General features: G+C 41.4%; 21 protein-coding genes. All 21 read right to left on the reverse strand.

Features of this window, described 5'->3' with window-relative positions; genetic code table 11:
• Positions 1-5: 5 nt before the first annotated feature.
• The gene (gene rnpM / locus DFR59_RS00350) at positions 6-281 is read right to left on the reverse strand and encodes an RNase P modulator RnpM (protein WP_114743639.1); all 276 of its coding nucleotides are present in this window, start codon (positions 279-281) and stop codon (positions 6-8) included.
• A gap of 28 nt (positions 282-309) precedes the next feature.
• Positions 310-1,434, reverse strand: coding sequence for a transcription termination factor NusA (gene nusA / locus DFR59_RS00355; protein WP_114743640.1), 1,125 nt, complete (start codon positions 1,432-1,434; stop codon positions 310-312).
• Positions 1,435-1,471: 37 nt separating this feature from the next.
• Complete coding sequence (gene rimP, locus DFR59_RS00360) at positions 1,472-1,939, reverse strand: ribosome maturation factor RimP (protein WP_114743641.1); 468 nt, start codon at positions 1,937-1,939, stop codon at positions 1,472-1,474.
• Positions 1,940-2,234: 295 nt separating this feature from the next.
• On the reverse strand, positions 2,235-6,554 hold the full coding sequence (locus tag DFR59_RS00365; protein ID WP_114743642.1) for a PolC-type DNA polymerase III: 4,320 nt from the start codon (positions 6,552-6,554) through the stop codon (positions 2,235-2,237).
• A 145-nt stretch (positions 6,555-6,699) separates the two neighbouring features.
• A complete protein-coding gene (locus DFR59_RS00370; RefSeq protein ID WP_114743643.1) occupies positions 6,700-8,394 on the reverse strand; it encodes a proline--tRNA ligase in 1,695 nt (564 codons plus the stop codon).
• Positions 8,395-8,432: 38 nt separating this feature from the next.
• A complete protein-coding gene (gene rseP / locus DFR59_RS00375) occupies positions 8,433-9,695 on the reverse strand; it encodes an RIP metalloprotease RseP (protein WP_114743644.1) in 1,263 nt (420 codons plus the stop codon).
• Between the two features lie 127 nt (positions 9,696-9,822).
• On the reverse strand, positions 9,823-10,971 hold the full coding sequence (locus tag DFR59_RS00380; protein WP_114743645.1) for a 1-deoxy-D-xylulose-5-phosphate reductoisomerase: 1,149 nt from the start codon (positions 10,969-10,971) through the stop codon (positions 9,823-9,825).
• A 39-nt stretch (positions 10,972-11,010) separates the two neighbouring features.
• Positions 11,011-11,805, reverse strand: a complete 795-nt coding sequence (locus DFR59_RS00385) for a phosphatidate cytidylyltransferase (RefSeq protein WP_114743646.1) — start codon at positions 11,803-11,805, stop codon at positions 11,011-11,013.
• A gap of 3 nt (positions 11,806-11,808) precedes the next feature.
• The gene (locus tag DFR59_RS00390; protein WP_114743647.1) at positions 11,809-12,600 is read right to left on the reverse strand and encodes an undecaprenyl pyrophosphate synthase; all 792 of its coding nucleotides are present in this window, start codon (positions 12,598-12,600) and stop codon (positions 11,809-11,811) included.
• A 281-nt stretch (positions 12,601-12,881) separates the two neighbouring features.
• Positions 12,882-13,439 carry a ribosome recycling factor gene (gene frr, locus DFR59_RS00400; RefSeq protein WP_114743649.1) on the reverse strand — a complete coding sequence of 186 codons (558 nt, stop codon included), beginning with the start codon at positions 13,437-13,439 and terminating at the stop codon, positions 12,882-12,884.
• Positions 13,439-14,164 carry a UMP kinase gene (pyrH, locus tag DFR59_RS00405; RefSeq protein WP_114743650.1) on the reverse strand — a complete coding sequence of 242 codons (726 nt, stop codon included), beginning with the start codon at positions 14,162-14,164 and terminating at the stop codon, positions 13,439-13,441. Before pyrH ends, frr begins: the two co-directional genes overlap by 1 nt.
• A gap of 297 nt (positions 14,165-14,461) precedes the next feature.
• Positions 14,462-15,346 carry a translation elongation factor Ts gene (gene tsf / locus DFR59_RS00410; RefSeq protein WP_114743651.1) on the reverse strand — a complete coding sequence of 295 codons (885 nt, stop codon included), beginning with the start codon at positions 15,344-15,346 and terminating at the stop codon, positions 14,462-14,464.
• 124 nt (positions 15,347-15,470) lie between these two features.
• Complete coding sequence (gene rpsB, locus DFR59_RS00415) at positions 15,471-16,178, reverse strand: 30S ribosomal protein S2 (protein ID WP_114743652.1); 708 nt, start codon at positions 16,176-16,178, stop codon at positions 15,471-15,473.
• Positions 16,179-16,330: 152 nt separating this feature from the next.
• Positions 16,331-16,870 carry a hypothetical protein gene (locus DFR59_RS00420; protein ID WP_114743653.1) on the reverse strand — a complete coding sequence of 180 codons (540 nt, stop codon included), beginning with the start codon at positions 16,868-16,870 and terminating at the stop codon, positions 16,331-16,333.
• 9 nt (positions 16,871-16,879) lie between these two features.
• Positions 16,880-17,182: a hypothetical protein gene (locus DFR59_RS00425; RefSeq protein WP_114743654.1), complete on the reverse strand. Its 303-nt coding sequence runs from the start codon at positions 17,180-17,182 to the stop codon at positions 16,880-16,882.
• A gap of 65 nt (positions 17,183-17,247) precedes the next feature.
• The gene (locus DFR59_RS00430; RefSeq protein ID WP_114743655.1) at positions 17,248-18,015 is read right to left on the reverse strand and encodes a FliA/WhiG family RNA polymerase sigma factor; all 768 of its coding nucleotides are present in this window, start codon (positions 18,013-18,015) and stop codon (positions 17,248-17,250) included.
• A gap of 177 nt (positions 18,016-18,192) precedes the next feature.
• The gene (locus DFR59_RS00435; protein WP_114743656.1) at positions 18,193-18,501 is read right to left on the reverse strand and encodes a hypothetical protein; all 309 of its coding nucleotides are present in this window, start codon (positions 18,499-18,501) and stop codon (positions 18,193-18,195) included.
• A complete protein-coding gene (locus tag DFR59_RS00440) occupies positions 18,501-19,001 on the reverse strand; it encodes a chemotaxis protein CheD (RefSeq protein WP_114743657.1) in 501 nt (166 codons plus the stop codon). Before DFR59_RS00440 ends, DFR59_RS00435 begins: the two co-directional genes overlap by 1 nt.
• Positions 18,994-19,635 carry a chemotaxis protein CheC gene (locus DFR59_RS00445; RefSeq protein WP_114743658.1) on the reverse strand — a complete coding sequence of 214 codons (642 nt, stop codon included), beginning with the start codon at positions 19,633-19,635 and terminating at the stop codon, positions 18,994-18,996. Before DFR59_RS00445 ends, DFR59_RS00440 begins: the two co-directional genes overlap by 8 nt.
• A 12-nt stretch (positions 19,636-19,647) precedes the next feature.
• Positions 19,648-20,109, reverse strand: a complete 462-nt coding sequence (locus DFR59_RS00450; protein ID WP_114743659.1) for a chemotaxis protein CheW — start codon at positions 20,107-20,109, stop codon at positions 19,648-19,650.
• Positions 20,110-20,118: 9 nt separating this feature from the next.
• Positions 20,119-22,155, reverse strand: a complete 2,037-nt coding sequence (locus tag DFR59_RS00455; RefSeq protein ID WP_114743660.1) for a chemotaxis protein CheA — start codon at positions 22,153-22,155, stop codon at positions 20,119-20,121.
• Positions 22,156-22,171 lie beyond the last annotated feature (16 nt).

The following is a 22,171-nucleotide window of genomic DNA, read 5'->3' on the forward strand; positions in this document are numbered from 1 at the left end:
TTATATTATAAATTGCCTTTTTCTATTAATTGAAGAAGTTCTTCGTAGATGGAATCTTCAATTTTTGAACCTAGATGGTTTGCTAGTGTGTTTTTCTTTTTTGCCAGCAGTACTGCTTCTTTATTAAGTGAGAGATACGCACCCCTGCCTGATTTCTTGCCGGTAGGATCGATGGATACTTCGCCCTCTTTAGAACGAACGATCCTGATCATTTCCTTTTTCGGCTTCATTTCACCAGTGGCAACACATTTTCTCATAGGTATCTTCTTTTGAGATGCCATTTTCATTCACCTCTTACCCTATTGCCTATTATTCATAGTCCTCATCGGAAAAGTCATAGGCGTCTTCATCAATATTTTCTTCGAATGCAGGTGCATTGTCCCTAGGATAAATGCCTAGCTCCCTTGCATCCGTTTCACTCTTGATATCAATCTTCCAGCCAGTCAGTTTGGCTGCTAAACGAGCATTTTGGCCCCTCTTACCGATGGCAAGCGATAGCTGATAATCAGGAACAACCACTGTTGTAGCTTTTCCTTCTTCATCTACTTGTACATCCAATACTTTAGATGGGCTCAATGCATTTGCAACAAATACAACTGGATCTTCGGACCATTCGACAATATCAATCTTTTCGCCTTTCAGCTCGTTGACGATTGCCTGAACACGTGATCCTTTTGGCCCTACACATGCCCCTACTGCATCAACTTCTGAGTTCGAAGCAAAAACTGAAATTTTGGAGCGGTCCCCTGCTTCACGTGCGACAGATTTGATTTCCACTGTTCCATCATAAATTTCTGGAACTTCGATTTCAAATAATCGCTTCAAAAGACCTGGGTGAGTTCGGGATACAAAGATCTGTGGCCCTTTTGTAGTCTTCTCTACTTTTGTAATGAACACCTTCACCCTGTCATGCGGTTTATAAGTTTCATTTGGCATCTGCTCGCTTGGGGGAAGAAGCGCCTCTATCTTACCAAGGCTTACATAAATAAAACGCGGATCCTGACGCTGCACGATCCCTGTCATAATATCTTCTTCACGGTCCACATACTCGGAATAAATGATCCCGCGTTCAGCTTCACGTACTCTCTGAGTAACCACCTGCTTCGCTGTCTGTGCAGCAATGCGTCCAAAATCTTTAGGGGTTACTTCGATTTCCACTACATCCCCTACTTCATAGGCAGGGTTGATGGAGCCTGCTTCTTCAAGGGAGATTTCCAGGCGGGAATCAAATACTTCATCTACTACTTCTTTTCTGGCGAAGACCCTCATAGTCCCGGAACCCAGATTTAAGTCAATGCGCACATTTTGTGCCTGGTTAAAATTGCGTCGATAAGCAGAAATAAGCGCTGCTTCAATAGCTTCAATTAATACATCTCTCGAAATTCCTTTTTCTTTTTCGAGAATATTGAGAGCATCCAATAATTCTGTGCTCATGTTATTCATCCCCCTTCAATTAACAAAACGATACTTATTAAAAAGAGACGGCCAAACGTGCTATTGCCACTTTATCCATCGGCAAAACAACAGTCCTGGTCCTAGTCTTGATTCTGATTTCCATAGTTAAAGTATCGCCATTATATTCACGCAGCGTTCCTTCGAAGGTTTTTTCCCCGTCAATCGGTTCGTATGTCTTTACATTAATATATTTCCCGATGGCTTTTTCAAAATCCTTCTCTTTTTTCAAAGGACGCTCTGCTCCCGGTGAAGAAACTTCAAGGAAGTAATTGTGAGGTATTGGATCAAGTGCATCCAGTTTTTCACTAAGACGTTCACTGACAATTCCACAATCCTCAATATCAATTCCATTGTCCTTATCAATAAATACGCGAAGGAACCAGTTTTTCCCTTCTTTTACAAACTCGACTTCAACTAATTCGAGCTGCATTTCATCTAGAATAGGTGTAACGAGCTCCTCGATCATGTCCGTTACTTTACTCATAAATACCTCCTGGTCGTCTCGCAAATTCACTCAAAAATCCCTATAACAACACGAAAGAGCGGGTGCGACCCCACTCTTTGACTTGAGTTATCTTAGTATTTCCAATAAAAATATACCATAATCAGCAGTTTAATGCAAATTAGTAAAGCGGAAACGCCTTGCTCAGCCCCGACCAGCATAAGACGAAACTCGAAGGAAATCCTGATTTCCGTAGAGGTACGGCTTATGACTCGAGGGGCTAGGCGCTGGAGCTGGATCAAGTAAAGCGGAAGCGCCTTGCTCAGCCCCGACCAGCTTAGAACAGTGACAATTGGTTCTGTTCCGGCATAGATCCAAGGCAGCCATGGTTATCAAGGTATTCCATGATTGTCTTGGAGACCTTCCCGCGCTGCTGAAGATCTTCTTTAGATAAGAACTCCCCGTCTTTTCTTGAATTTACAATATTCATTGCAGCATTGGTCCCGAGACCAGGTATCGCATTGAAAGGCGGGATGAGTGTATCTCCTTCGATGATGAATTCATCTGCACTCGATTTATATAAATCGACCCTTTGGAATTTGAATCCCCTCTCGCACATTTCAAGCGACAACTCGAGTACAGTCAATAAGTTTTTCTCCTTTGTTGACATGTCGAGGCCCTTGGCATTTATTTCGTCTATTTTTGCCTTAATGGATTGAGAGCCCTTTACCATGGCATCCACATCGAAGTCCTCTGCTCTTACAGTAAAATATGCAGCATAGTAGAGGAGAGGAAGGTGGACTTTAAAATACGCAATCCGTACTGCCATCAATACATATGCGGCAGCATGGGCTTTCGGGAACATATACTTAATCTTCTTACATGAGTCGATATACCATTCCGGTACTTCCTTATCTCTCATCTCTGCTTCCATTTCTTCTGAAAGGCCCTTTCCTTTACGGACAGATTCCATGATTTTAAAAGCAAAGGCCGGATCCAGCCCCTGATAAATAAGGTAGACCATAATATCATCACGGCACCCAATAACTTCACTTAGTGTACAGATGCTATTATGAATCAATTCCTGTGCATTCCCGAGCCATACATCCGTTCCATGGGAAAGGCCGGAAATCTGTACTAGCTCAGAGAAGGTTGTTGGCTTCGTATCTTCGAGCATCTGCCTTACGAAGCGAGTCCCGAATTCAGGAATCCCGAGTGTTCCTGTTTTACACATGATTTGTTCTTGCGTGACCCCAAGGGACTCGGTGCCGCTAAAGATTTTCATGACTTCAGGGTCATCTGTCGGAATGGTCTTAGGATCAATCCCGCTTAAATCCTGCAGCATCCGAATCATGGTCGGATCATCGTGCCCAAGAATATCCAGCTTGAGCAGGTTGTCATGAATGGAGTGGAAATCAAAGTGTGTTGTTTTCCATCCTGATTTGCTGTCGTCTGCCGGGTATTGGATTGGAGAAAAATCAAAGATATCCATATAATCCGGTACAACAATGATTCCGCCGGGATGCTGCCCGGTAGTTCGTTTTACGCCTGTACACCCTTGGGCAAGACGCTCGATTTCCGCCCCGCGAAGCGTGAGATTGTTGTCTTGGGAATATCCTTTTACATATCCAAATGCCGTTTTATCCGCCACTGTACCGATTGTCCCTGCACGGTAGACATTGTCCTCACCAAAAAGGACTTTTGTGTAATTATGGGCATGCGGCTGATACTCACCTGAGAAGTTCAAATCGATATCGGGTACTTTATCCCCTTTAAATCCAAGGAACGTTTCAAACGGAATATCGTGTCCGTCTTTTTTATAGGTTGCCCCACAGTTTGGACATTGTTTATCAGGCAAATCGAATCCCGATCCGACAGAACCATCGTTAAAGAATTCAGAGTGCTTGCATTTAGAGCAGACATAATGCGGAGGCAATGGATTTACTTCAGTTATTTCCGTCATCGTTGCTACAAATGAGGAACCGACTGATCCACGTGATCCTACAAGATATCCATCATCGAGCGATTTTTTAACCAGCTTATGTGAAATCAGATAGATTACCGCAAAACCGTGGCCTATGATACTCTTTAATTCTTTTTCCAGACGTGCTTCTACGATTTCAGGAAGGTCTTCTCCATATATCCTTCTTGCCATACCATAGCTCATACTGCGCATTTCTTCATCTGCCCCTTCAATTTTAGGGGTGAAAAGATCATCCTTGATGACTTTGATGGAATCTATCATATCTGCAATTTTGTTGGAGTTTTCAACAACAATTTCTTTAGCCTTGTCTTTTCCTAAAAATGCAAATGCATCAAGCATTTCATTCGTTGTCCTAAAGTGAACATCCGGTAATTCATGTCTGTTGAGCGGATTGGCACCACCCTGTGAATTGACCAGGATTTTCCTATAAATTTTATCATTTGGATTTAGATAATGAACGTTGCCTGTTGCAACGACAGGAATATTTAATTCATCACCAAGTTTTACAATATTCCCTATGATTTCTTCCAATGCTCTTTCATCTTGAATCAGTTCCATTTCAATAAGGGGCGTATAAATGTCTTTTGGCATTACCTCAAGATAATCGTAGAAGGAAGCAATTTCCTTTACTTCTTCAGGAGCCTTCTGCATCATGCCTTCAAATACTTCCCCTTTATCACAGCCTGAACCTATCAATATCCCGTCCCGGTGTTTTTGAAGCAGCGATCTTGGAATTCTCGGAACACGAAAGAAATAATTCAAATGCGAAATAGACACAAGCTTGAATAGATTTTTTAACCCTTCCTCTGACTGTGCCAGCAGGGTGCAATGAGAAGGACGGGCCCTCTTATATGCATCGCCTTTTCCCATATAGTCATTGAATTGTTCGTGATATTCGATTCCTTTTTCAGATGCATCCTTCAGTAATTTGATTAAAATGTATCCTGTCGCTTCAGCATCATAAATGGCTCTATGGTGCTGGGTCAATTCCACATCGAATTTCTTAGCCAGTGTATTTAATCGGTGATTTTTGAATTCCGGATAGAGGAATCTGGCTAATTCCAATGTATCGATAACTGGATTAACGGCCTTCCCAATACCTATTTTCTTGTAGACAACATTTAAGAAGCCCATGTCAAATGACGCATTGTGAGCCACCAAGATCGAATCTCCTGCCCATTGGTGGAATTCTTCCACAACGACTTCTGGATCAGGTGCATTTTCGACAAGGTCATCTGTAATCCCCGTCAAATTGATTGTAGTAGCAGACAGCTTGTGATGCGGATTGGCAAAGCGCTCGAACTTGTCCACTATTTCACCATTATGGATTTTTACAGCCGCAAGCTCGATGATTGTATTGTATACAGCCGAAAGACCTGTTGTTTCCACGTCGAATACCACATAAGTATCCTCTTCCAGGAGGCGCTTCGCTTCGTTATACACAATCGGCACGCCATCATCAATCAAGTTTGCTTCAAGGCCATACAATACTTTAATGTCATTTTTTTTGCTTGCATTGAAGGCTTCGGGAAAAGATTGGACACCTACATGATCTGTGATGGCGATGGCTTTGTGCCCCCATTTTTTTGCTTGGCTTACTAAATCGGCAACTGAAGAAATGGCATCCATTTGGCTCATCGGTGTATGAAGGTGAAGCTCGACACGCTTTTCATCTTCAGGAGCGGTGTCTTTTCTGGTAATCGGTCTAATTTCATTGACATCATTCGCAATCATCACGAGGTCGCGGACAAACGTATCATTTTGTATGCTCCCGCGCACCCTTGCCCACATTCCTTTTTTCACGCGGTTGAACATAGCTGCATCCTCTTTATCTCGTGAGAACATTTTAACGAGCATTGAACTTGTGTAATCGGTAATTTTAAATGTGAGGAGTGTTCTGCCGCTGCGAAGCTCTTTTGTCTCAGCATCGAAAATATAGCCTTCGATGGCGATTCTGCGCTCTTCATCATGAATGTCAATAAGATTTCTGAAATCCGAGTCCTCTTTTATCATCAAGCCGATTTGGAGAGGTCCTGAATCCTGGGCAGCGTTATCTTTTTCAGAATCACGCTTTTGCATGTCAATGACAGCCTGTTTAGCGCGTTCTTCGTCTTCTTTCTTCTTTTGTTCCAAAAATTGCTGATACTCTTCCGTTGGTCCTTCTGCTTTTATTTCCGCATCTAAAACAAGCTTGGGAAAACCGAAGTTTTGATAAATCGAAGAAATCCATTCTCCATATTTCCTTTTCAGCGTTATTCCTTCAAGTTCATTTCCCGCTTTAATAATGATTTTATTGCCTTTCACCATTGGTTTTTGGCTATTTAATAGAGCTAAAAGCGGTGGTGATATCCCATCGATTTCTTTTATGCAGCTTTGCCAATAATCCAAGATCAGCTCTTCTGAAATGATTGGCTCCTCTGTTTCAATCGTAAAAGATACAGAAGCAATATGGGAAAAAGTCCTCTCGAGCTGCTGAGAAAAAAGAGAGAAAAGTTCACATGGAATGATTGATTTAAAACGGAAAGAAAAGTTCCATTTTTTTGCGGATCTGTCAGCTGTCAGCTTCGCAATTTCCGCCCCTTCGAAATGAGGCATATATTTATCATCCGTCAATTTTAATTGATCCAATAATAATCGAAAGCGTTCGCGCTTTTCGGATGGATTTCCATTCATTTAATCTCGCCCCCATCCTCGTTTCTTCTATTTGTTTATTTTATCATGTTCCGATATGTTGTTGTGCAATTAGAATCATTTTCTAAAGAAAGAAATCCAAGCATAAAAAAGCGCCTTTTTTATAGGCGCTTTTTATCAAATATTTTTAAGCAAGGATCGATTGGAGCTTTTCCAATAATTCAGCCTTAGTGTACTCAAATACTTCCCCGGTTTCCCTTAGCTTCACTTCGACAATTCCATCTGCAGCTTTTTTGCCCACAGTGATGCGGACAGGCAAACCGATCAAGTCAGAATCAGCGAATTTGACGCCCGGGCGCTCCTGGCGGTCATCGTGAAGAACTTCATATCGATGTTGAAGCAATGAAGCATAAAGTTCATCTGCCAGTTTCGTTTGTGCTTCATCCTTTACATTGACAGGGATCAAGTGGATATCATATGGTGTGATATTTTTCGGCCATACAAACCCTTTTTCATCATTAAACTGTTCGGCAACGGCCGCTAAAGTCCTTGATACGCCAATTCCGTAGCAGCCCATGATCATAGGCTGTGAACGTCCGTTTTCATCAAGATATGCAGCATTCATCGCTTCGCTGTAGCGGGTGCCTAGCTTAAAGACATGTCCCACTTCAATTCCTTTAGCGAACTGGATGATTCCCTTGCCATCCGGTGAAGGGTCACCCTCCTGAATGAAGCGAAGATCTGCATAATCCGCGTTGAAATCACGTCCTGGATTTACATTGATAAAATGTACACCTTCTTCATTTGCTCCGCACACACCATTCACAATGAACTCTACAGCAGTATCAGCAAGGATTTTCATATCTTCAATGCCAATCGGACCAAGAGAACCAACCGGACAATCCATTTTCTCTTTTGTTTCTTCCGGTGCAGCCAGCTCGACAGAAACAGCCCCTAACGCATTCTTTACTTTGATGTCATTTATTTCATGGTCTCCTCTGGCGAGAACAGCCACATATTCATTATCTACTTTAAAAATCATTGTTTTGATGCACTCTTCAGGTTTCTTGTTTAAAAATCCTGATACTTGATCGATTGATTTTTGATCCGGAGTATCGACTTTTTTCAGGCTGTCAGGCGCATCGCTGCTTTTTTCATATTTTACGTCTACCGGAGCCATTTCGATATTTGCAGCGAAATCTGATTCAGTTGAATAAGCAATCGTATCTTCTCCGATTTCAGAAAGCACCATGAATTCATGTGTATCTTTTCCGCCCATCGCACCTGAATCTGCTATGACAGCACGATAGTTCAAGCCGCAGCGTTCAAAGATATTAGAGTAAGCTTTGTACATTTTTTGATAAACGTCATCCAGGCTTTCCTGAGATGAATGGAATGAGTATGCATCTTTCATGATGAATTCCCTTCCCCGAAGCAGACCAAAGCGTGGACGTTTTTCATCACGGAATTTTGTTTGGATCTGGTAAAGCGTCAAAGGAAGCTTCTTATAAGATTTAACTTCATCTTTGATCAGACTTGTGATGACTTCTTCATGTGTAGCCCCAAGTGCAAATTCCCTATCATGGCGGTCTTTGAGCCTCATGAGTTCAGGACCGTAGGAGTACCAGCGGCCTGATTCCTGCCAAAGTTCAGCCTGCTGCAGTGCCGGCATCAATACTTCTACTGCCCCTGCAGCCATCATTTCTTCTCTTACGATTTGTTCAATATTTTGGAGTACTTTTTTTCCAAGAGGCAAAAAGCTGTAGATCCCGCTTGCATTTTGCCTGATGAATCCCGCTCTCAAAAGCAGCTGATGGCTCTTTACATCTGCATCTGCAGGAATTTCACGCATTGTTGGAATAAGTGTCATGCTTTGTTTCATACTGTGCACCTCAATCAATTATTTAAACTGTTCCTCAGTTATTGCAAAAAGAATCGTTGGATGTCATTCCATGTGACAATCAGCATCAATACCATCAGTAAGGCAAAGCCAATGAAATGGACAATCCCTTCCTTGTGGCGGTCAATTGGTTTACCGCGAAGAGCTTCAGCAGCAAAGAACATAAGTCTTCCCCCATCCAGTGCAGGAATTGGAAGGAGATTCATAATTCCAAGGTTTATGCTTAAGATGGCTCCCCATTTCATTAAATAGAAAATTCCTGATTTAGCTACTGTTTCCGTTGAAACATAGATGCCTACAGGGCCAGATAATGCATTAATCGAAAATTGGCCAGTGACCAGTTTTCCAAGCATGTGGAAAATCTCAACCGTCCATCCATATGTTTCTTTCGCGCCGTATGTTATGGATTTCAATGGGGATTTCTCAATCGGACTCATGACGCCGATCAAACCAATTTTTTTACCTTCTGCGTCTGTCGCCTTCGGTGTTACGGGAATATCCAAGGTTTTCTGATTGCGTTCAACAGTGAACATTACTTCAGTCCCCGGATGTTTCCTGACCACATCAACAACATCAGACCAGCTGTTAATCTCAGACCCTTCAATACTAAGTACTTCATCTCCTGCTTTCAGGCCAGCTTTTTGAGCTGCACCATCAGGAGAAATTTCACCTAATACAGGGTCATTCACCGGAATCCCCTGCATAAGTGCGATTAAAACAAAAACGACAAATGCAAGGATGAAGTTCATCATAGGGCCTGCAAAAATAGCCATCGCCCTCTGACCAAGCGTTTTAGATGCAAACTGGCGGTCCCAGGGGGCAATCTGCGTCTCCACTTTGTCCTCGACCATTACCGCCTTGCGTGACAATTTATAAGTTTTTAACACTTCATCATCGTCGTCTTCGAATCCTCTAATGATTAATTCCTTTTCCAAGTCGGCATATTCCACTTCGACGACCAATAAGTCTGCATATTTATCCCGGTTATTCAAAATGATTTTTTCAATCAATCCCTCTTCATTTTGAATAAGACCTACACGATGTCCTGGCTTCAGTTCAACCATTTCAGGGTCTTCACCAGCCATCCTCACAAAGCCTCCAATAGGCAAAAGGCGGATTGTGTAAATGGTTTCGCCTCGTTTTGCAGAAAACACTTTTGGTCCAAATCCAATTGCAAATTCACGGCAGAGAATCCCCGCCCTTTTCGCAAATACAAAGTGTCCAAGTTCATGGAAAAAGACTAATGCACCAAAAATGACGATAAAGGCTAATACTGTTTCCAATAATAAAACCACCTTTTAATAAAGTGACTCATCGAACATCCAATCATGATAAATCTGATTTTGTTCCTCCAAGTCCAATTGCATAGATGGGTATCTTTCATCTTGTATTAATTACGTATGGCAAGGTTTAAGATAGAAGTTCATGAATATAACTTCTAGTCTCTTTGTCAACTTCACGGATTGTCTCTAAATCAGGCTGATCGATTTTTTGATGCCTGTTTAGAGCTCTCTCAATGTACTCTTCTATTTCTAAGAAGCTGATCTTTCCTTTTAGAAAAGCTTCTACAGCCTCTTCATTTGCAGCATTTAAAACAGTTGGAGTGGTACCGCCAACAATTCCAGCCTGGTAGGCGAGTTTCAAGCAATAGAATCGATCCATGTCCATTTTTTCAAAGTGCAGCTTTCCAATTTCAGCAAGATTCAATCTGCTGGCACCCGGAAACGGCAATCGATCCGGATAGGTCAGAGCATATTGGATCGGTACACGCATATCTGGTGTCCCCAGTTGAGCAATGATGCTGCTGTCATGAAATTCTACCATAGAATGTATGATGCTCTCGCGATGCAGAAGGACATCTATACGATCATACGGCATTTGGAAAAGCCAGTGGGCTTCAATCACTTCAAGGCCTTTATTCATCATGGTAGCTGAATCAATCGTGATCTTTGCTCCCATTGACCAATTAGGATGATTGAGCGCATCTTTGACTGTAACGCCTTGTAATTCATCCCTGGTACGGTCACGGAAACTCCCGCCTGAAGCAGTCAGAATCAATTTTTCGATATTCTTTTCCTTTTCGCCTTGAAGAGCTTGGAATATTGCTGAATGTTCACTGTCAACCGGCAGGAGCAGCACTCCATTTTCTTTCGCTGCTTCCATAACCAGGTGTCCCGCAGTGACCAATGTTTCTTTATTAGCGATAGCAATGATTTTCTTTTCTTTGATGGCCTGCAATGTTGGGAATAACCCTACACTTCCCAATACTGCATTAACTAATATATCGGATTTGTGATAAACCGCTGTTTCTACCAATCCTTCTTCACCGTGGTAAAAAGAAGTGGAAGAACTGAATTCGCTCTTTAGTGCGAAACAATCATCTTTATCACTTACAGAGACCAGCTCGGGTTTGAACTCATCAATGATTTTTCTGGTTAATTCCATATTTTTGCCGGCACTGAATGCGGCAAGTCTATATTCTTCAGGATTTCTGCGGATCACATCAAGGGTTTGTGTTCCAATGGATCCCGTTGCGCCTAGAAGACTTATGTATTTCATATCTATCACTCCCCCGATGTCCTTGTCTTTATATTTAAGCTAGATTAAATGAATAAAATGCAGGATTGGAAGTACAACCAGCAGACTATCGAATCTGTCGAGTATTCCGCCATGTCCAGGAAGTATGCTGCCTGAGTCTTTTACATCAAAATGCCTTTTAAGCGCTGATTCAACAAGGTCGCCAATTTGTCCAAAAATAGAAAGGACAACCCCGGCAATTAGTAATTTCATCAACCCTGCAGGTATATCCGAAATCAATGCAAACAGCAAAGCCACTACCAGTGCACAAACCACTCCCCCTACAAAGCCTTCAACGGTTTTATTCGGGCTGATTTCTGGCCACAGCTTTCTTTTCCCCATCGCTTTACCAATAAAATAGGCTCCAGAATCTGTTGCCCAAATGATGAATAAAGCATAGAACAAATAGGTCAATCCACTGTCCGCACTTCGCGTTTCATTCATGTAGAAGAATCCTATTCCTACATATAGAACGGATAGAATCGAATAGGATGCATCCTCAAACGTAAATCTATTCTTTGACGCCACAGTAAAGGTCAGCATCAATAAGATCCCGATCATCATAAATTCGATTTTGGTATAGTGAAATTGTTGAATTATATTATTATATTGGCTCGGGACTAAAAAAATCCATAAAAGGACAATGGAAATGAAGCCCGGTATAGAAAAAATCGATTGCTTTTTCATCCTTAAAGCTTCATAAAGCCCAATCGTCGCCAGTAAATAGGTCAGAAGCAAAAAAGGCATGCCTCCGTAAAAAATAATAGGGAGAACAATCGCGATCCCTATAACTGCTGTAATTATCCTTTGCTTCATACACTATGACTCCTCACTATTAATGCCACCGTATCTTCTGGAGCGTTTCTGGAATACTTCAACCGCCTGAATCAGATGTTCTTCATCAAAATCAGGCCAGAGTACATCCGTAAACCAAAATTCCGAGTAAGCCAGCTGCCACAGCATAAAATTACTTAATCGTATTTCACCGCTGGTTCTTATCAACAAGTCAGGATCCTCTAATTCGGAGGTCATTAAATATTGTGCAAAACTAGTTTCATTAATATCATTAGGATCCATTATACCACTTTTTACATCTATTAAGACATCGCGCACCGCCTCAATGATTTCAGCCCTGCTGCCATAGTTCAAAGCAAAGTTCAATACGAGGCCAGTATTATGCTTCGTGGCCTCCATCGCTTTTTCAATAGCTGCACGTGTATGTTTGGGCAAATGTTCCTTATGACCCACCATCGTTACCCTTACGTTTTCTTCAATCAATTCAGGAAGGAAAGTGCCTAGGAATTCTTCTGGCAGTTTCATTAAGAATTCTACTTCCAGTTTAGGCCTTTTCCAATTCTCTGTAGAGAATGCATAAAGCGTCAGTGCCCCAACCCCTAAATGATTGGCTAACCTTGTAATTTTCCTAACGACCTTCATTCCTTCGTGGTGCCCTGCTACACGAGGAAGGGAACGTTTTTTTGCCCATCTCCCGTTTCCATCCATGATGATGGCAATATGCTTAGGCATCTTTTGTCTTTTTACAGACTCTATTCGTACTTCAAGATTTTCATTCGTTTTCCCGTTCTTCCATAACTTCTTTATATTCAACATGAACAAGTCCCCCACTTGATTGAACTTATTGGCATTTAGATTGTATTATCAGCAACTTCTATCATACCAAAAATATAAAAAGATATCTTGTTTATCCACAAATATGTATAAAAAATAAGCTTCAATAACAGTGAAGGGTACATCTTAAAGGTACCAGATCCAAAAATAAATGCCGGGCTTCCATCCCATTTTCCCCATAAATCATCATTGATAATGGGTATGGAAGGATGCCAGGCATTCATGAGCAAGCCGTATTTCATTTAAGTAATATGGCTGTTATGTCAAACTTCAAGAATTTCTTTCTCTTTTTCTTTCGCTACTTGATCGACTTTTACAATATGGTTGTCGGTTAATTTTTGAACGTCATCAGAGTACCCGCGTAAGTCATCCTCAGTCAATTCGCCGTTCTTCTCTAGTTTTTTTAGATCATCATTAATATCGCGCCGGATATTACGGATGGCAACTTTTGCTTCTTCAGCTTCTTTCTTCACGAGCTTCACTAGTTCTTTACGTCGCTCTTCTGTCAAAGCAGGAATGGCAATACGGATGATTGAACCATCATTGCTTGGCGTGATGCCTAAATCAGACTTCAAAATCGCTTTTTCGATTTCGCCAAGTACAGATTTATCATAAGGCTGGATAACCAATAGACGAGCTTCAGGTACAGAAACAGATGCCAGCTGATTTACCGGTGTCGGTGCACCATAATAATCCACTACGATTTTATCCAGTAATGATGCATTTGCACGGCCGGCACGGATTGAAGCCAACTCACGAGAAAACGCACTTACAGCTTTGGTCATTTTATCTTTTGCAGTATCCATTACTTGTTTTGTCATTATGCTTTCCCCCTAACAATTGTTCCGATTGTTTCACCTAAGACTACGCGCTTGATGTTTCCTTTTTCCATGACGGAGAAAACAATAAGCGGGATATCGTTATCCATGCAAAGCGATGAAGCAGTAGAATCCATGACCTGCAATCCTTCTTTGATAACATCCAAATAGGATAATTCATCGTACTTGACAGCATTTTCATCCAGCTTAGGATCTGCAGTATAAACACCATCGACATTGTTTTTAGCCATGAGGATCACTTCTGCATCAATTTCTGCTGCTCGAAGCGCTGCAGTTGTATCTGTAGAGAAATAAGGGTTCCCTGTTCCTGCAGCGAAAATAACTACGCGTTTTTTCTCAAGATGCCTCATTGCTCTGCGTCGGATATACGGTTCAGCTACCTGCCGCATATCGATTGATGTTTGTACACGTGAATCGATTCCTATATTTTCGAGGCTATCCTGCAATGCCAATGAATTCATGACAGTTGCAAGCATTCCCATATAATCAGCAGATGCTCTGTCCATTCCCATTTCGCTGCCGATCTTCCCGCGCCAGATATTCCCTCCGCCAACTACAACAGCAACTTCTATGCCCAGTTCAGCGACTTCCTTTACCTGCTCAGCGATTGATTTGATGACAGATGGGTTGATTCCAAAGCCCTGATCTCCTGCTAATGCTTCTCCACTTAATTTCAATACGACTCGTTTATACTTCGGAATGCTCATGTGAACCTCCATTATGTAAAGTTCTATTTTCTTCTTATTTTTTACCATGTTTTTACCCGTTAAGGCAAGCCTGGGCTTCGGTTTTCTTTTTCCAATTTCGGTTTTCTTTTTTGTCCAGCTTCGCTTTTCTTTGTCCAGCTTCAGCGCGCTTACGATAAGTCAACATCGAATCGCTTCGCTCTTCGTGTTTCCTTTATCTCGCAGCACTTCAGTCCAACCTCGGCGCCTCTGAACAGCCGGCTTCGCTTTTCTTATAAAATAGGGAACACTATGTGCTCCCTATTTTGGTTTTTGCTATTATTTTTTGTTAACTTGGCTCATTACTTCTTCAGCAAAGTTATCTTGGCGCTTCTCGATTCCTTCACCAACTTCATAGCGTACAAGCTCAACGATTGTTGCGCCTTTTGCAGCTACTACTTTACCTACTTTTTGATCTGGATCTTTTACGAACGGCTGATCAACGATGCAGATATCTTCGAAGAACTTGCTTAGGCGTCCTTCAACCATTTTTGCAACGATGTTTTCCGGCTTTCCTTCGTTAAGAGCTTGTTGTGTTAATACTTCGCGCTCACGATCAACTTCTTCTTGGGAAACTTGATCACGGGAGATGTATTTAGGGTTCAAAGCTGCAGCATGCATTGCAACATCTTTTGCAAGTCCAGCGTCAGTTGTTCCATCAAGGACAGTCAACACACCAATGCGTCCGCCCATGTGCAGGTACTCACCGAATGCAGCGTTGTCGCCTTTAGTCTTGATTTCAAAACGGCGAAGAGAAAGTTTTTCTCCGATTTTTGCAATTGATTCGTTGATGAAAGCTTCAACAGTTTTTCCGTTTTCCATAGTTTGAGCATTTGCTTCTTCAACAGAAGCTGGCTTGTTGCTCAATAGGTGAGCAGCCAATTCTTTAACCAGGTTTTGGAATCCTTCGTTTTTCGCAACGAAGTCTGTTTCAGAGTTCACTTCAAGGATTACTGCTTCATTGCCTGCGCTTTGAATGAAAGTAGTACCTTCAGCAGCAATGCGGTCAGCTTTTTTCGCAGCTTTCGCAATACCTTTTTCACGTAGGAAATCAATTGCTTTGTCCATATCGCCATTTGTTTCAGTCAACGCTTTTTTACAATCCATCATGCCGGCGCCAGTTTTTTCACGAAGTTCTTTTACCATTTGAGCTGTAATTGCCATAATGAATAATTCCTCCTTAGTCTATGTAGCCATATATATTCTTAGCGGCTTGAGCAGCCAAAATTCCAACCTTTAAAAAAAGGTGATAAGGGTGCTTCCCACTTATCACCTTTCAGTTCAAGGATTACTCAGCAGCTACAGCTGCTTCTTCACCTTGCTTAGTTTCAAGGATAGCATCCGCCATTTTACCAGTTAACAATTTAACTGCACGGATTGCATCATCGTTTGCAGGGATAACATAATCGATTTCATCCGGATCACAGTTAGTATCAACAATACCTACGATTGGGATGTTCAATTTGCGAGCTTCTGCAACAGCGATGCGCTCTTTGCGAGGATCGATGATGAATAGAGCGTCAGGAAGACCATTCATGTCTTTGATTCCGCCTAGGAATTTTACAAGACGTTCTTGTTCTTTTTTAAGCTGAACAACTTCTTTCTTAGGGAGTACTTCAAAAGTACCGTCTTCAGCCATTTTTTCGATATTTTTCAAACGTGTAATACGTTTTTGGATTGTTTCGAAGTTTGTTAGTGTACCACCCAACCAGCGTTGGTTGACAAAGTACATTCCAGAACGTTCTGCTTCTTCTTTAACAGACTCTTGAGCTTGCTTTTTAGTTCCGACGAAAAGGATTTTTCCGCCGTTTCCAGCTACTTCTCTTACAAAGTTATAAGCTTCTTCAACTTTGCGGACTGTTTTTTGAAGATCGATGATGTAGATGCCGTTTCTTTCAGTGAAGATATATTTCTTCATTTTTGGGTTCCAACGGCGAGTTTGGTGACCGAAATGTACACCAGCCTCAAGTAATTGTTTCATAGAAATTACTGACATGTGTGTTTCCTCCTAAATGGTTTTTATTTATCCTCCGCTTCAATCATCTTTAAACAGAAACTATTTTGCATAGCACCATCTGCTTTCATCCTGAAGCGTGTGTATTCACACCATGAATTAATATAGCACATTGAAAGAAGCCAATCAAGCTATTATTGATTTTTTTGACGAAATTTAAGTGAAAGCTCAATTTCTGTTTTACCTGTATTTAATTTTTCTGCTATTTCCTCCACGGTCATCCCTTGTTTCTTTAAAGAAATGACTTTCTCAGCAAAACTCACCTCGTGGTGTAAAGGTTCTTTTTCCTTTTTTGTTTTTGGCAGCTGAGGTTTTGCTTCGGCATTTTTTGCATATGCTTCCGCTGCTTTTTTTCGGCTGTAATGAAATTCTTGAACAACGGCTGACTCTTCATGCTCATGAGGGGGATTTGATTTGGCGGCATCTGCTGCAGGATTATCAGAATGTTGCTTCCTGCCGGAGGATTTCCTTCTTTCAATTTCAGAAATGAATTTTTCATTCTCCTCTTTCATTTCAATTAGGTAAGATGAGATGACATCTTCCATTTCCGCGATCATTTTCCTTTGTTTCTGCTCCATATCGACAAGTCTGTTCTGTCTCATGTAGAGAAGTACAATGGAAAAAAGGGCAATGATATTCATAATAAATAGAATGATGATAATAAAAGTAATCATGGCTGCTCCTTAACGGCTAAAGTCGATGGTATTTCCTTTATAAGGATGTTTTGCTTGATTCATTTCCTTTGGATTTTTATTCTCTCCTAAGGCTGCAGAATCTTTTTGTCCGGATAATTCATTACGATCAGATGTTTTATTGCTTTTAGCATTTTCTATCACTTGCCTGCTTTTTCTATCATACTCTTTTTCAAGTTCATTTGAAGCCTCATGGTTGATAACCGCTCCTTGCTTCAGCATATTTTCAGCTGCTTTGGAAGCATCTGCAGTCCTTGGAATGGCAACCTGCAATTCAACTAACTTAAGACTCATTTAAATCACCCCTGGGATCAAATACACTGCAAGTATCATTAGAGAGGTTCTGAATTGTCTGTTTTTCAATAGGAATTTGCTGTAAGGGTTTTTCTCAGTTTGAATAGTGCCTTTGAATGAATTTGAGATATCCTTGAAGTGGATAAATTTAAGATTTCACCGATTTCTGTAAGCGTAAGTTCCTCTTGATAGAAAAGACTGAGGACTAATTGTTCTTTTTCATTCAGTGTTAAAATGACCTTTGACAAATCCTCGATCCACTCTTCTTTTATCAGCTGTGCTTCGGGAGTCAATACCCTTTCATCTTTTATTGCATATGCTTGTCCATCTTTATCTTCATTCTCATATGTTTGCTCATCCATCGATAGGACGTTGGCAAAAAAATGCTCGCTCATGGTCTGAGTGACTTCCTCTTCCGGCATGTCAAGATAAAGCGATATTTCCTCAATTGAAGGTGTTTTCATATTTTTCTGTTCCAGATATTCAATGGTCTGTTCAATCTTCTTTGCTTTTTCCCTTGTGCTCCTTGGAAGCCAATCTTCTTTTCTTAGCCCATCCAGGATCGCGCCTCGTATTCTGAAAGAGGCATATGTATCAAATTTTAAATCCCTTGTTGGATCGAATTTATTCAATGCGTCCAGCAGTCCCATCATCCCAAGGCTTTTTAAATCTTCCTTTGAGACGCTGCGGGGAAGTCCGGCAGAAATTCTCTGTACATGAAAAGAAACGAGGGGCAAGTATTTTTTGACTAGAATATCACCGGCATCCGTGTCTCGATCATATATCCATGCATTCCAAAGTTTGTGTTCTTCTAAAGTAGATACATGTGTCATAGTAATCCTCCCCGCCCCTTTTTAAAATAATAAGAAAATTTAAAAATTTAGAGTCGATTTCTGTCCAGCTCCAGCGCCTAGCCCCTCGAGTCATAAGCCGCACCTCTACGGAAATCAGGATTTCCTTCGAGTTCCGTCTTATGCGGGTCGGGGCTGATCAAGGCGCTTGCGCTTTTCTTATTTCAACAACTCTTTAATAACATCTGCTGCCTTTTCAGCATCGAAATCATCTATTGAATTAAGGTCCATTCCTTTTTCATCATCTACAAATTTTGCATCTGCTGAATTATCTAAAGAATCAACGGGACCATCAGCAATCTCTCCAATTATAAATCGGAAAACAAATGCAATCAGTAAAAACAGAAGGGCTGAAATACTTGACCCGATCATTACATATGAAGGTGTATGGTGTGCTATTGATAATGCAAAAAAGAGCGTGAACCCTAATATGGCAGACCACAAGTTCCAGACGAAAGATCCGGCCATTATATTTCTGCAGCTCCTTTATTCACAGTACGCACATGCAAAATGAATGTTTCAGGGTCAAATTCAATAGTGCGTCCGCTGCTTCCACCAATATCCTCCGCAACGAGTGTTATATTAAATCTTTGCAGTTCACTCTTAACAGCCTCTGCATTCCTTGGTCCAATCCGCATGACATCACTTTGAGATGAAAAGTGGAACATTTGGGAGCCGCCTGCAATCTTCGCTTTTAAGCGATAAGAATCACAGCCGCACTTCAGCAGGCTCTCACGCAGATATTCGATTCCAGTATCTGCGAACTTCGCCTTATTGAGGTCAGCTCCACCTTTGCCTAAATGGGAATCTGGCAGCATGACATGTACCAACCCGGCAATCTTTTTGAATTCATCATAGATGACCACACCGACGCAAGAGCCGAGTCCCGATGTCCGGATTGTCTGCGGGGCAGCGGCTATTTTCATATCAGCAATTCCAACCTTCACGACTTCCATGACACTAACCATTTTGAGGAACTCCTAATGATCGAAAAATGGTTTCAAAAGAATCCGGATCAGGCAAAAGGAAAAAATGGCCATTGAAACCAAAATCAAATCCTGACTCAGCGTCTTTAAAAGAAGTGTCTATTACGATTGCATAATCGCTTTTCTGCGAAAGTTCAATCAGTCCATAGCTGACAATGGCTCCAGCCATATCAATGCTTAAAGCCGGTACAGACGGTGCAAGTGTCAAGTTTGTAAAATTGGCTAAAGAAGATAAATACGACCCTGAAAGTATATTCCCCACTTCCTGCATTGCAGATAGGCCCATTTCCGAGTATGGAGGTTCATCAAATGTAATGGTGTCATCCCCGGTCAATTGATGGACAAATGCAGCTGCTTGTTCAGTGGGCAATAAGAAGAACATATTCCCAGGCGCATCCCCTTCAATCCGAAGGAATACGCTGACGACAATATTCTCATCACCGCCTGCTAATTCCATCATTTCATCAAAAGATACAATCCTTACATCCGGAACCTTCATATCCACTTTACGATTCAACAGTTTGGAGAGAGCAGTTGCTGCATGTCCCGCGCCAATATTTCCTATTTCCCTCAATACATCCAGATGCATACTGGTGATGCTATTCGTATAGTTCATTTTCAACTTCCTTTAGCTAATAGGGTTCAGAACGTTTTCGAGCTTGATCAGAATCAATAATCTCTTATCAAGTTTCGCAACTCCGCTTAAGTATTCCGCTTCCAATGCTCCTACTACCTCAGGCTGAGGTTCAATTGAGTCTGCAGGCAAATCCAATACATCATTGGCAGCATCAACGATAAAGCCGACTTCCATTTCATCCATGGCTACAATGATGATTCTTGTACTCTCTGAATATTCCGTTTCACCAAGGTTAAACCTTTGATTTAGATCGATGATCGGCGTCACTACACCTCGGAGATTGATGACTCCCTTGACGAACCCCTTTGTTTTAGGAACACGTGTTATATGCTGCATCTTCTCAATGGATCGAACTTGGCCGACAGGAATGGCATATTCCTTATCAGCTAATTGAAAAACGATCACTTTTACTTGGGAAGGTGAATCAATTAGTATTTCACTCATCTCAATCATCCTCATTTCCTATTTAATTAAAGCATTGCAGTCAAGAATCAAAGCAACTTGTCCATCTCCAAGAATAGTAGCACCGGAAATGGCAAAAACATTCGTTAAATAGTTTCCTAGAGATTTGAGTACGACTTCCTGCTGGCCAATAAAGGAATCTACTACAAGAGCCGCCATTTTATCTCCTTTTCTAACGATGACGAGAGACATAAATTCACTTCCATCTTCTTCCCCTGGCACTTCAAATACTTCTTTTAATTGAACGACCGGCACTACACGTCCACGGAAATCGATGACTTTTTGATTATGAGCATTCATGATTTCAGACTTTCTGATGATAGCCGTTTCGATGATTGAAGAAAGCGGTATAGCATACTTTTCCATCCCCAGCTCTACAAGCATGACCGAAATGATTGATAGAGTGAGTGGCAGCTGAATTGAGAAAATAGATCCACTGCCTTGTGTCGAATCGATTGTGATGCTTCCTCCCAAAGATTCGATTGTCGACTTTACAACATCCAAACCAACTCCGCGTCCAGAGATATCAGAAATGATGTCCGCAGTCGAAAAACCAGAAGCAAAAATGAGTTCATAAACCTGTTTGTCTGTTAGTGTATGAGCAGTCTGTTCTGAAACAATCCCTTTAGATATCGCTTTTTCTAATACTTTGTCACGGCTGATTCCTGCACCGTCATCTTCAATTTCAATGAATACATGGTTGCCGCTATGATAGGCCTTTAATAGGACAGTACCTTCCTCCGGCTTTCCTTTTGCTTTTCGTATTTCCGGGGTTTCAATTCCGTGATCCATTGCATTTCGAAGCAGATGCACCAGCGGATCTCCTATTTCGTCAATAACTGTGCGGTCTAGTTCTGTCTCTGCACCGATGATTTCCAAATTAATTACTTTATTTAGGTCCCTCGCTAATTGCCTTACCATTCTAGGGAATCGATTGAATACCGTTTCAACCGGTACCATCCTCATATTCAAAATAATATTTTGCAAGTCTCCTGAAATACGGGACATTCTCTCAACTGTTTCATGTAATTCAGTATTGTCCAACTCTCGGGAAATCTGTTCGAGTCTCCCTCTGTCAATAACAAGTTCTTCAAAGAGGTTCATCAGACTGTCTAAGCGATCAATGCTGACACGGATTGTTTTATTCCCTGCTGCCTGTTTCGCAGAAGTCTGTTGAGTCGATTCTACAGGAGTCTGTTTTTTCTCCGTTAATCCTGGTTTTGTTTCAGGCTTTTTCTCTTCTTCTTTTACTTCCTCTAAAGGCTCATCAAATGTAAAAGCAGAAATTTCTACTTCATCCACTTCTGAGACTTTCATTATCTTGCTATGTAGGTCAGATACATTCTCTTTCGTTATCAGAGTTACTGTGAAATACTGGTCAAATTGTTCTTCTTCCAATTTCTCCACTGAAGGATTCGATTTAATGACTTCTCCGCATTTCTCAAGGACTTCGAATACCATGAATACCCTTGCAGCTTTTAAGAGGCAGTCAGGTCTTAAAGAAACGGTTATTTCAAAGCACTCAAACCCTTGATCTTTTGACTGCTTAATGACTGTCTGTTCAAACTGATCGTATTGAGTTTTCGGTCTATTTACTTCATATGGTTCAGCCACAGCAGCCGCAGCTTCGGCACTTGCCTGAGATTGGCTGATTGTTTTTCCATCTTCAATCATTTGGAGTTTCAGAGCTATCTCCTGTATATCTCTTTTTCCATCCCCGCCTGCAGCAATGGATTCAACCATGGATTCAAGGGCATCAATGGAGAGAAAAACAACATCAAACAATTCAGGTGTCACTTTGATTTTTTCATTGCGAATCGCATCCAGGACGTTTTCCATCACATGCGTCAAATGAGCGATATCTTCATAGCCCATTGTTGCAGACATCCCTTTTAATGTATGAGCAGAGCGGAAAATCTCATTCACAATTGAAAGATCATCAGGATTTTTTTCCAGTGCTAAAATATTTTCATTGCAGGACTGCAGATGCTCCCTGCTTTCTTCTATAAACACTTCTAAATATTGATTCATTTCCATCTTTCCCCACACCCCT

Origin of the sequence: Falsibacillus pallidus, from assembly GCF_003350505.1 — a bacterium.
GTDB classification, from domain to species: Bacteria; Bacillota; Bacilli; order Bacillales; family DSM-25281; genus Falsibacillus; species Falsibacillus pallidus.

What these genes read in the sequence shown, in the direction of transcription:
- rnpM (WP_114743639.1), bottom strand. Translation starts at nt 281, where the DNA reads ATGGCATCTCAAAAGAAGATACCTATGAGAAAATGTGTTGCCACTGGT.
- nusA (WP_114743640.1), bottom strand. Translation starts at nt 1,434, where the DNA reads ATGAGCACAGAATTATTGGATGCTCTCAATATTCTCGAAAAAGAAAAA.
- rimP (WP_114743641.1), bottom strand. Translation starts at nt 1,939, where the DNA reads ATGAGTAAAGTAACGGACATGATCGAGGAGCTCGTTACACCTATTCTA.
- DFR59_RS00365 (WP_114743642.1), bottom strand. Translation starts at nt 6,554, where the DNA reads ATGAATGGAAATCCATCCGAAAAGCGCGAACGCTTTCGATTATTATTG.
- DFR59_RS00370 (WP_114743643.1), bottom strand. Translation starts at nt 8,394, where the DNA reads ATGAAACAAAGCATGACACTTATTCCAACAATGCGTGAAATTCCTGCA.
- DFR59_RS00380 (WP_114743645.1), bottom strand. Translation starts at nt 10,971, where the DNA reads ATGAAATACATAAGTCTTCTAGGCGCAACGGGATCCATTGGAACACAA.
- DFR59_RS00385 (WP_114743646.1), bottom strand. Translation starts at nt 11,805, where the DNA reads ATGAAGCAAAGGATAATTACAGCAGTTATAGGGATCGCGATTGTTCTC.
- DFR59_RS00390 (WP_114743647.1), bottom strand. Translation starts at nt 12,600, where the DNA reads ATGTTGAATATAAAGAAGTTATGGAAGAACGGGAAAACGAATGAAAAT.
- frr (WP_114743649.1), bottom strand. Translation starts at nt 13,439, where the DNA reads ATGACAAAACAAGTAATGGATACTGCAAAAGATAAAATGACCAAAGCT.
- pyrH (WP_114743650.1), bottom strand. Translation starts at nt 14,164, where the DNA reads ATGAGCATTCCGAAGTATAAACGAGTCGTATTGAAATTAAGTGGAGAA.
- tsf (WP_114743651.1), bottom strand. Translation starts at nt 15,346, where the DNA reads ATGGCAATTACAGCTCAAATGGTAAAAGAACTTCGTGAAAAAACTGGC.
- rpsB (WP_114743652.1), bottom strand. Translation starts at nt 16,178, where the DNA reads ATGTCAGTAATTTCTATGAAACAATTACTTGAGGCTGGTGTACATTTC.
- DFR59_RS00420 (WP_114743653.1), bottom strand. Translation starts at nt 16,870, where the DNA reads ATGATTACTTTTATTATCATCATTCTATTTATTATGAATATCATTGCC.
- DFR59_RS00425 (WP_114743654.1), bottom strand. Translation starts at nt 17,182, where the DNA reads ATGAGTCTTAAGTTAGTTGAATTGCAGGTTGCCATTCCAAGGACTGCA.
- DFR59_RS00430 (WP_114743655.1), bottom strand. Translation starts at nt 18,015, where the DNA reads ATGACACATGTATCTACTTTAGAAGAACACAAACTTTGGAATGCATGG.
- DFR59_RS00435 (WP_114743656.1), bottom strand. Translation starts at nt 18,501, where the DNA reads ATGGCCGGATCTTTCGTCTGGAACTTGTGGTCTGCCATATTAGGGTTC.
- DFR59_RS00440 (WP_114743657.1), bottom strand. Translation starts at nt 19,001, where the DNA reads ATGGTTAGTGTCATGGAAGTCGTGAAGGTTGGAATTGCTGATATGAAA.
- DFR59_RS00445 (WP_114743658.1), bottom strand. Translation starts at nt 19,635, where the DNA reads ATGAACTATACGAATAGCATCACCAGTATGCATCTGGATGTATTGAGG.
- DFR59_RS00450 (WP_114743659.1), bottom strand. Translation starts at nt 20,109, where the DNA reads ATGATTGAGATGAGTGAAATACTAATTGATTCACCTTCCCAAGTAAAA.
- DFR59_RS00455 (WP_114743660.1), bottom strand. Translation starts at nt 22,155, where the DNA reads ATGGAAATGAATCAATATTTAGAAGTGTTTATAGAAGAAAGCAGGGAG.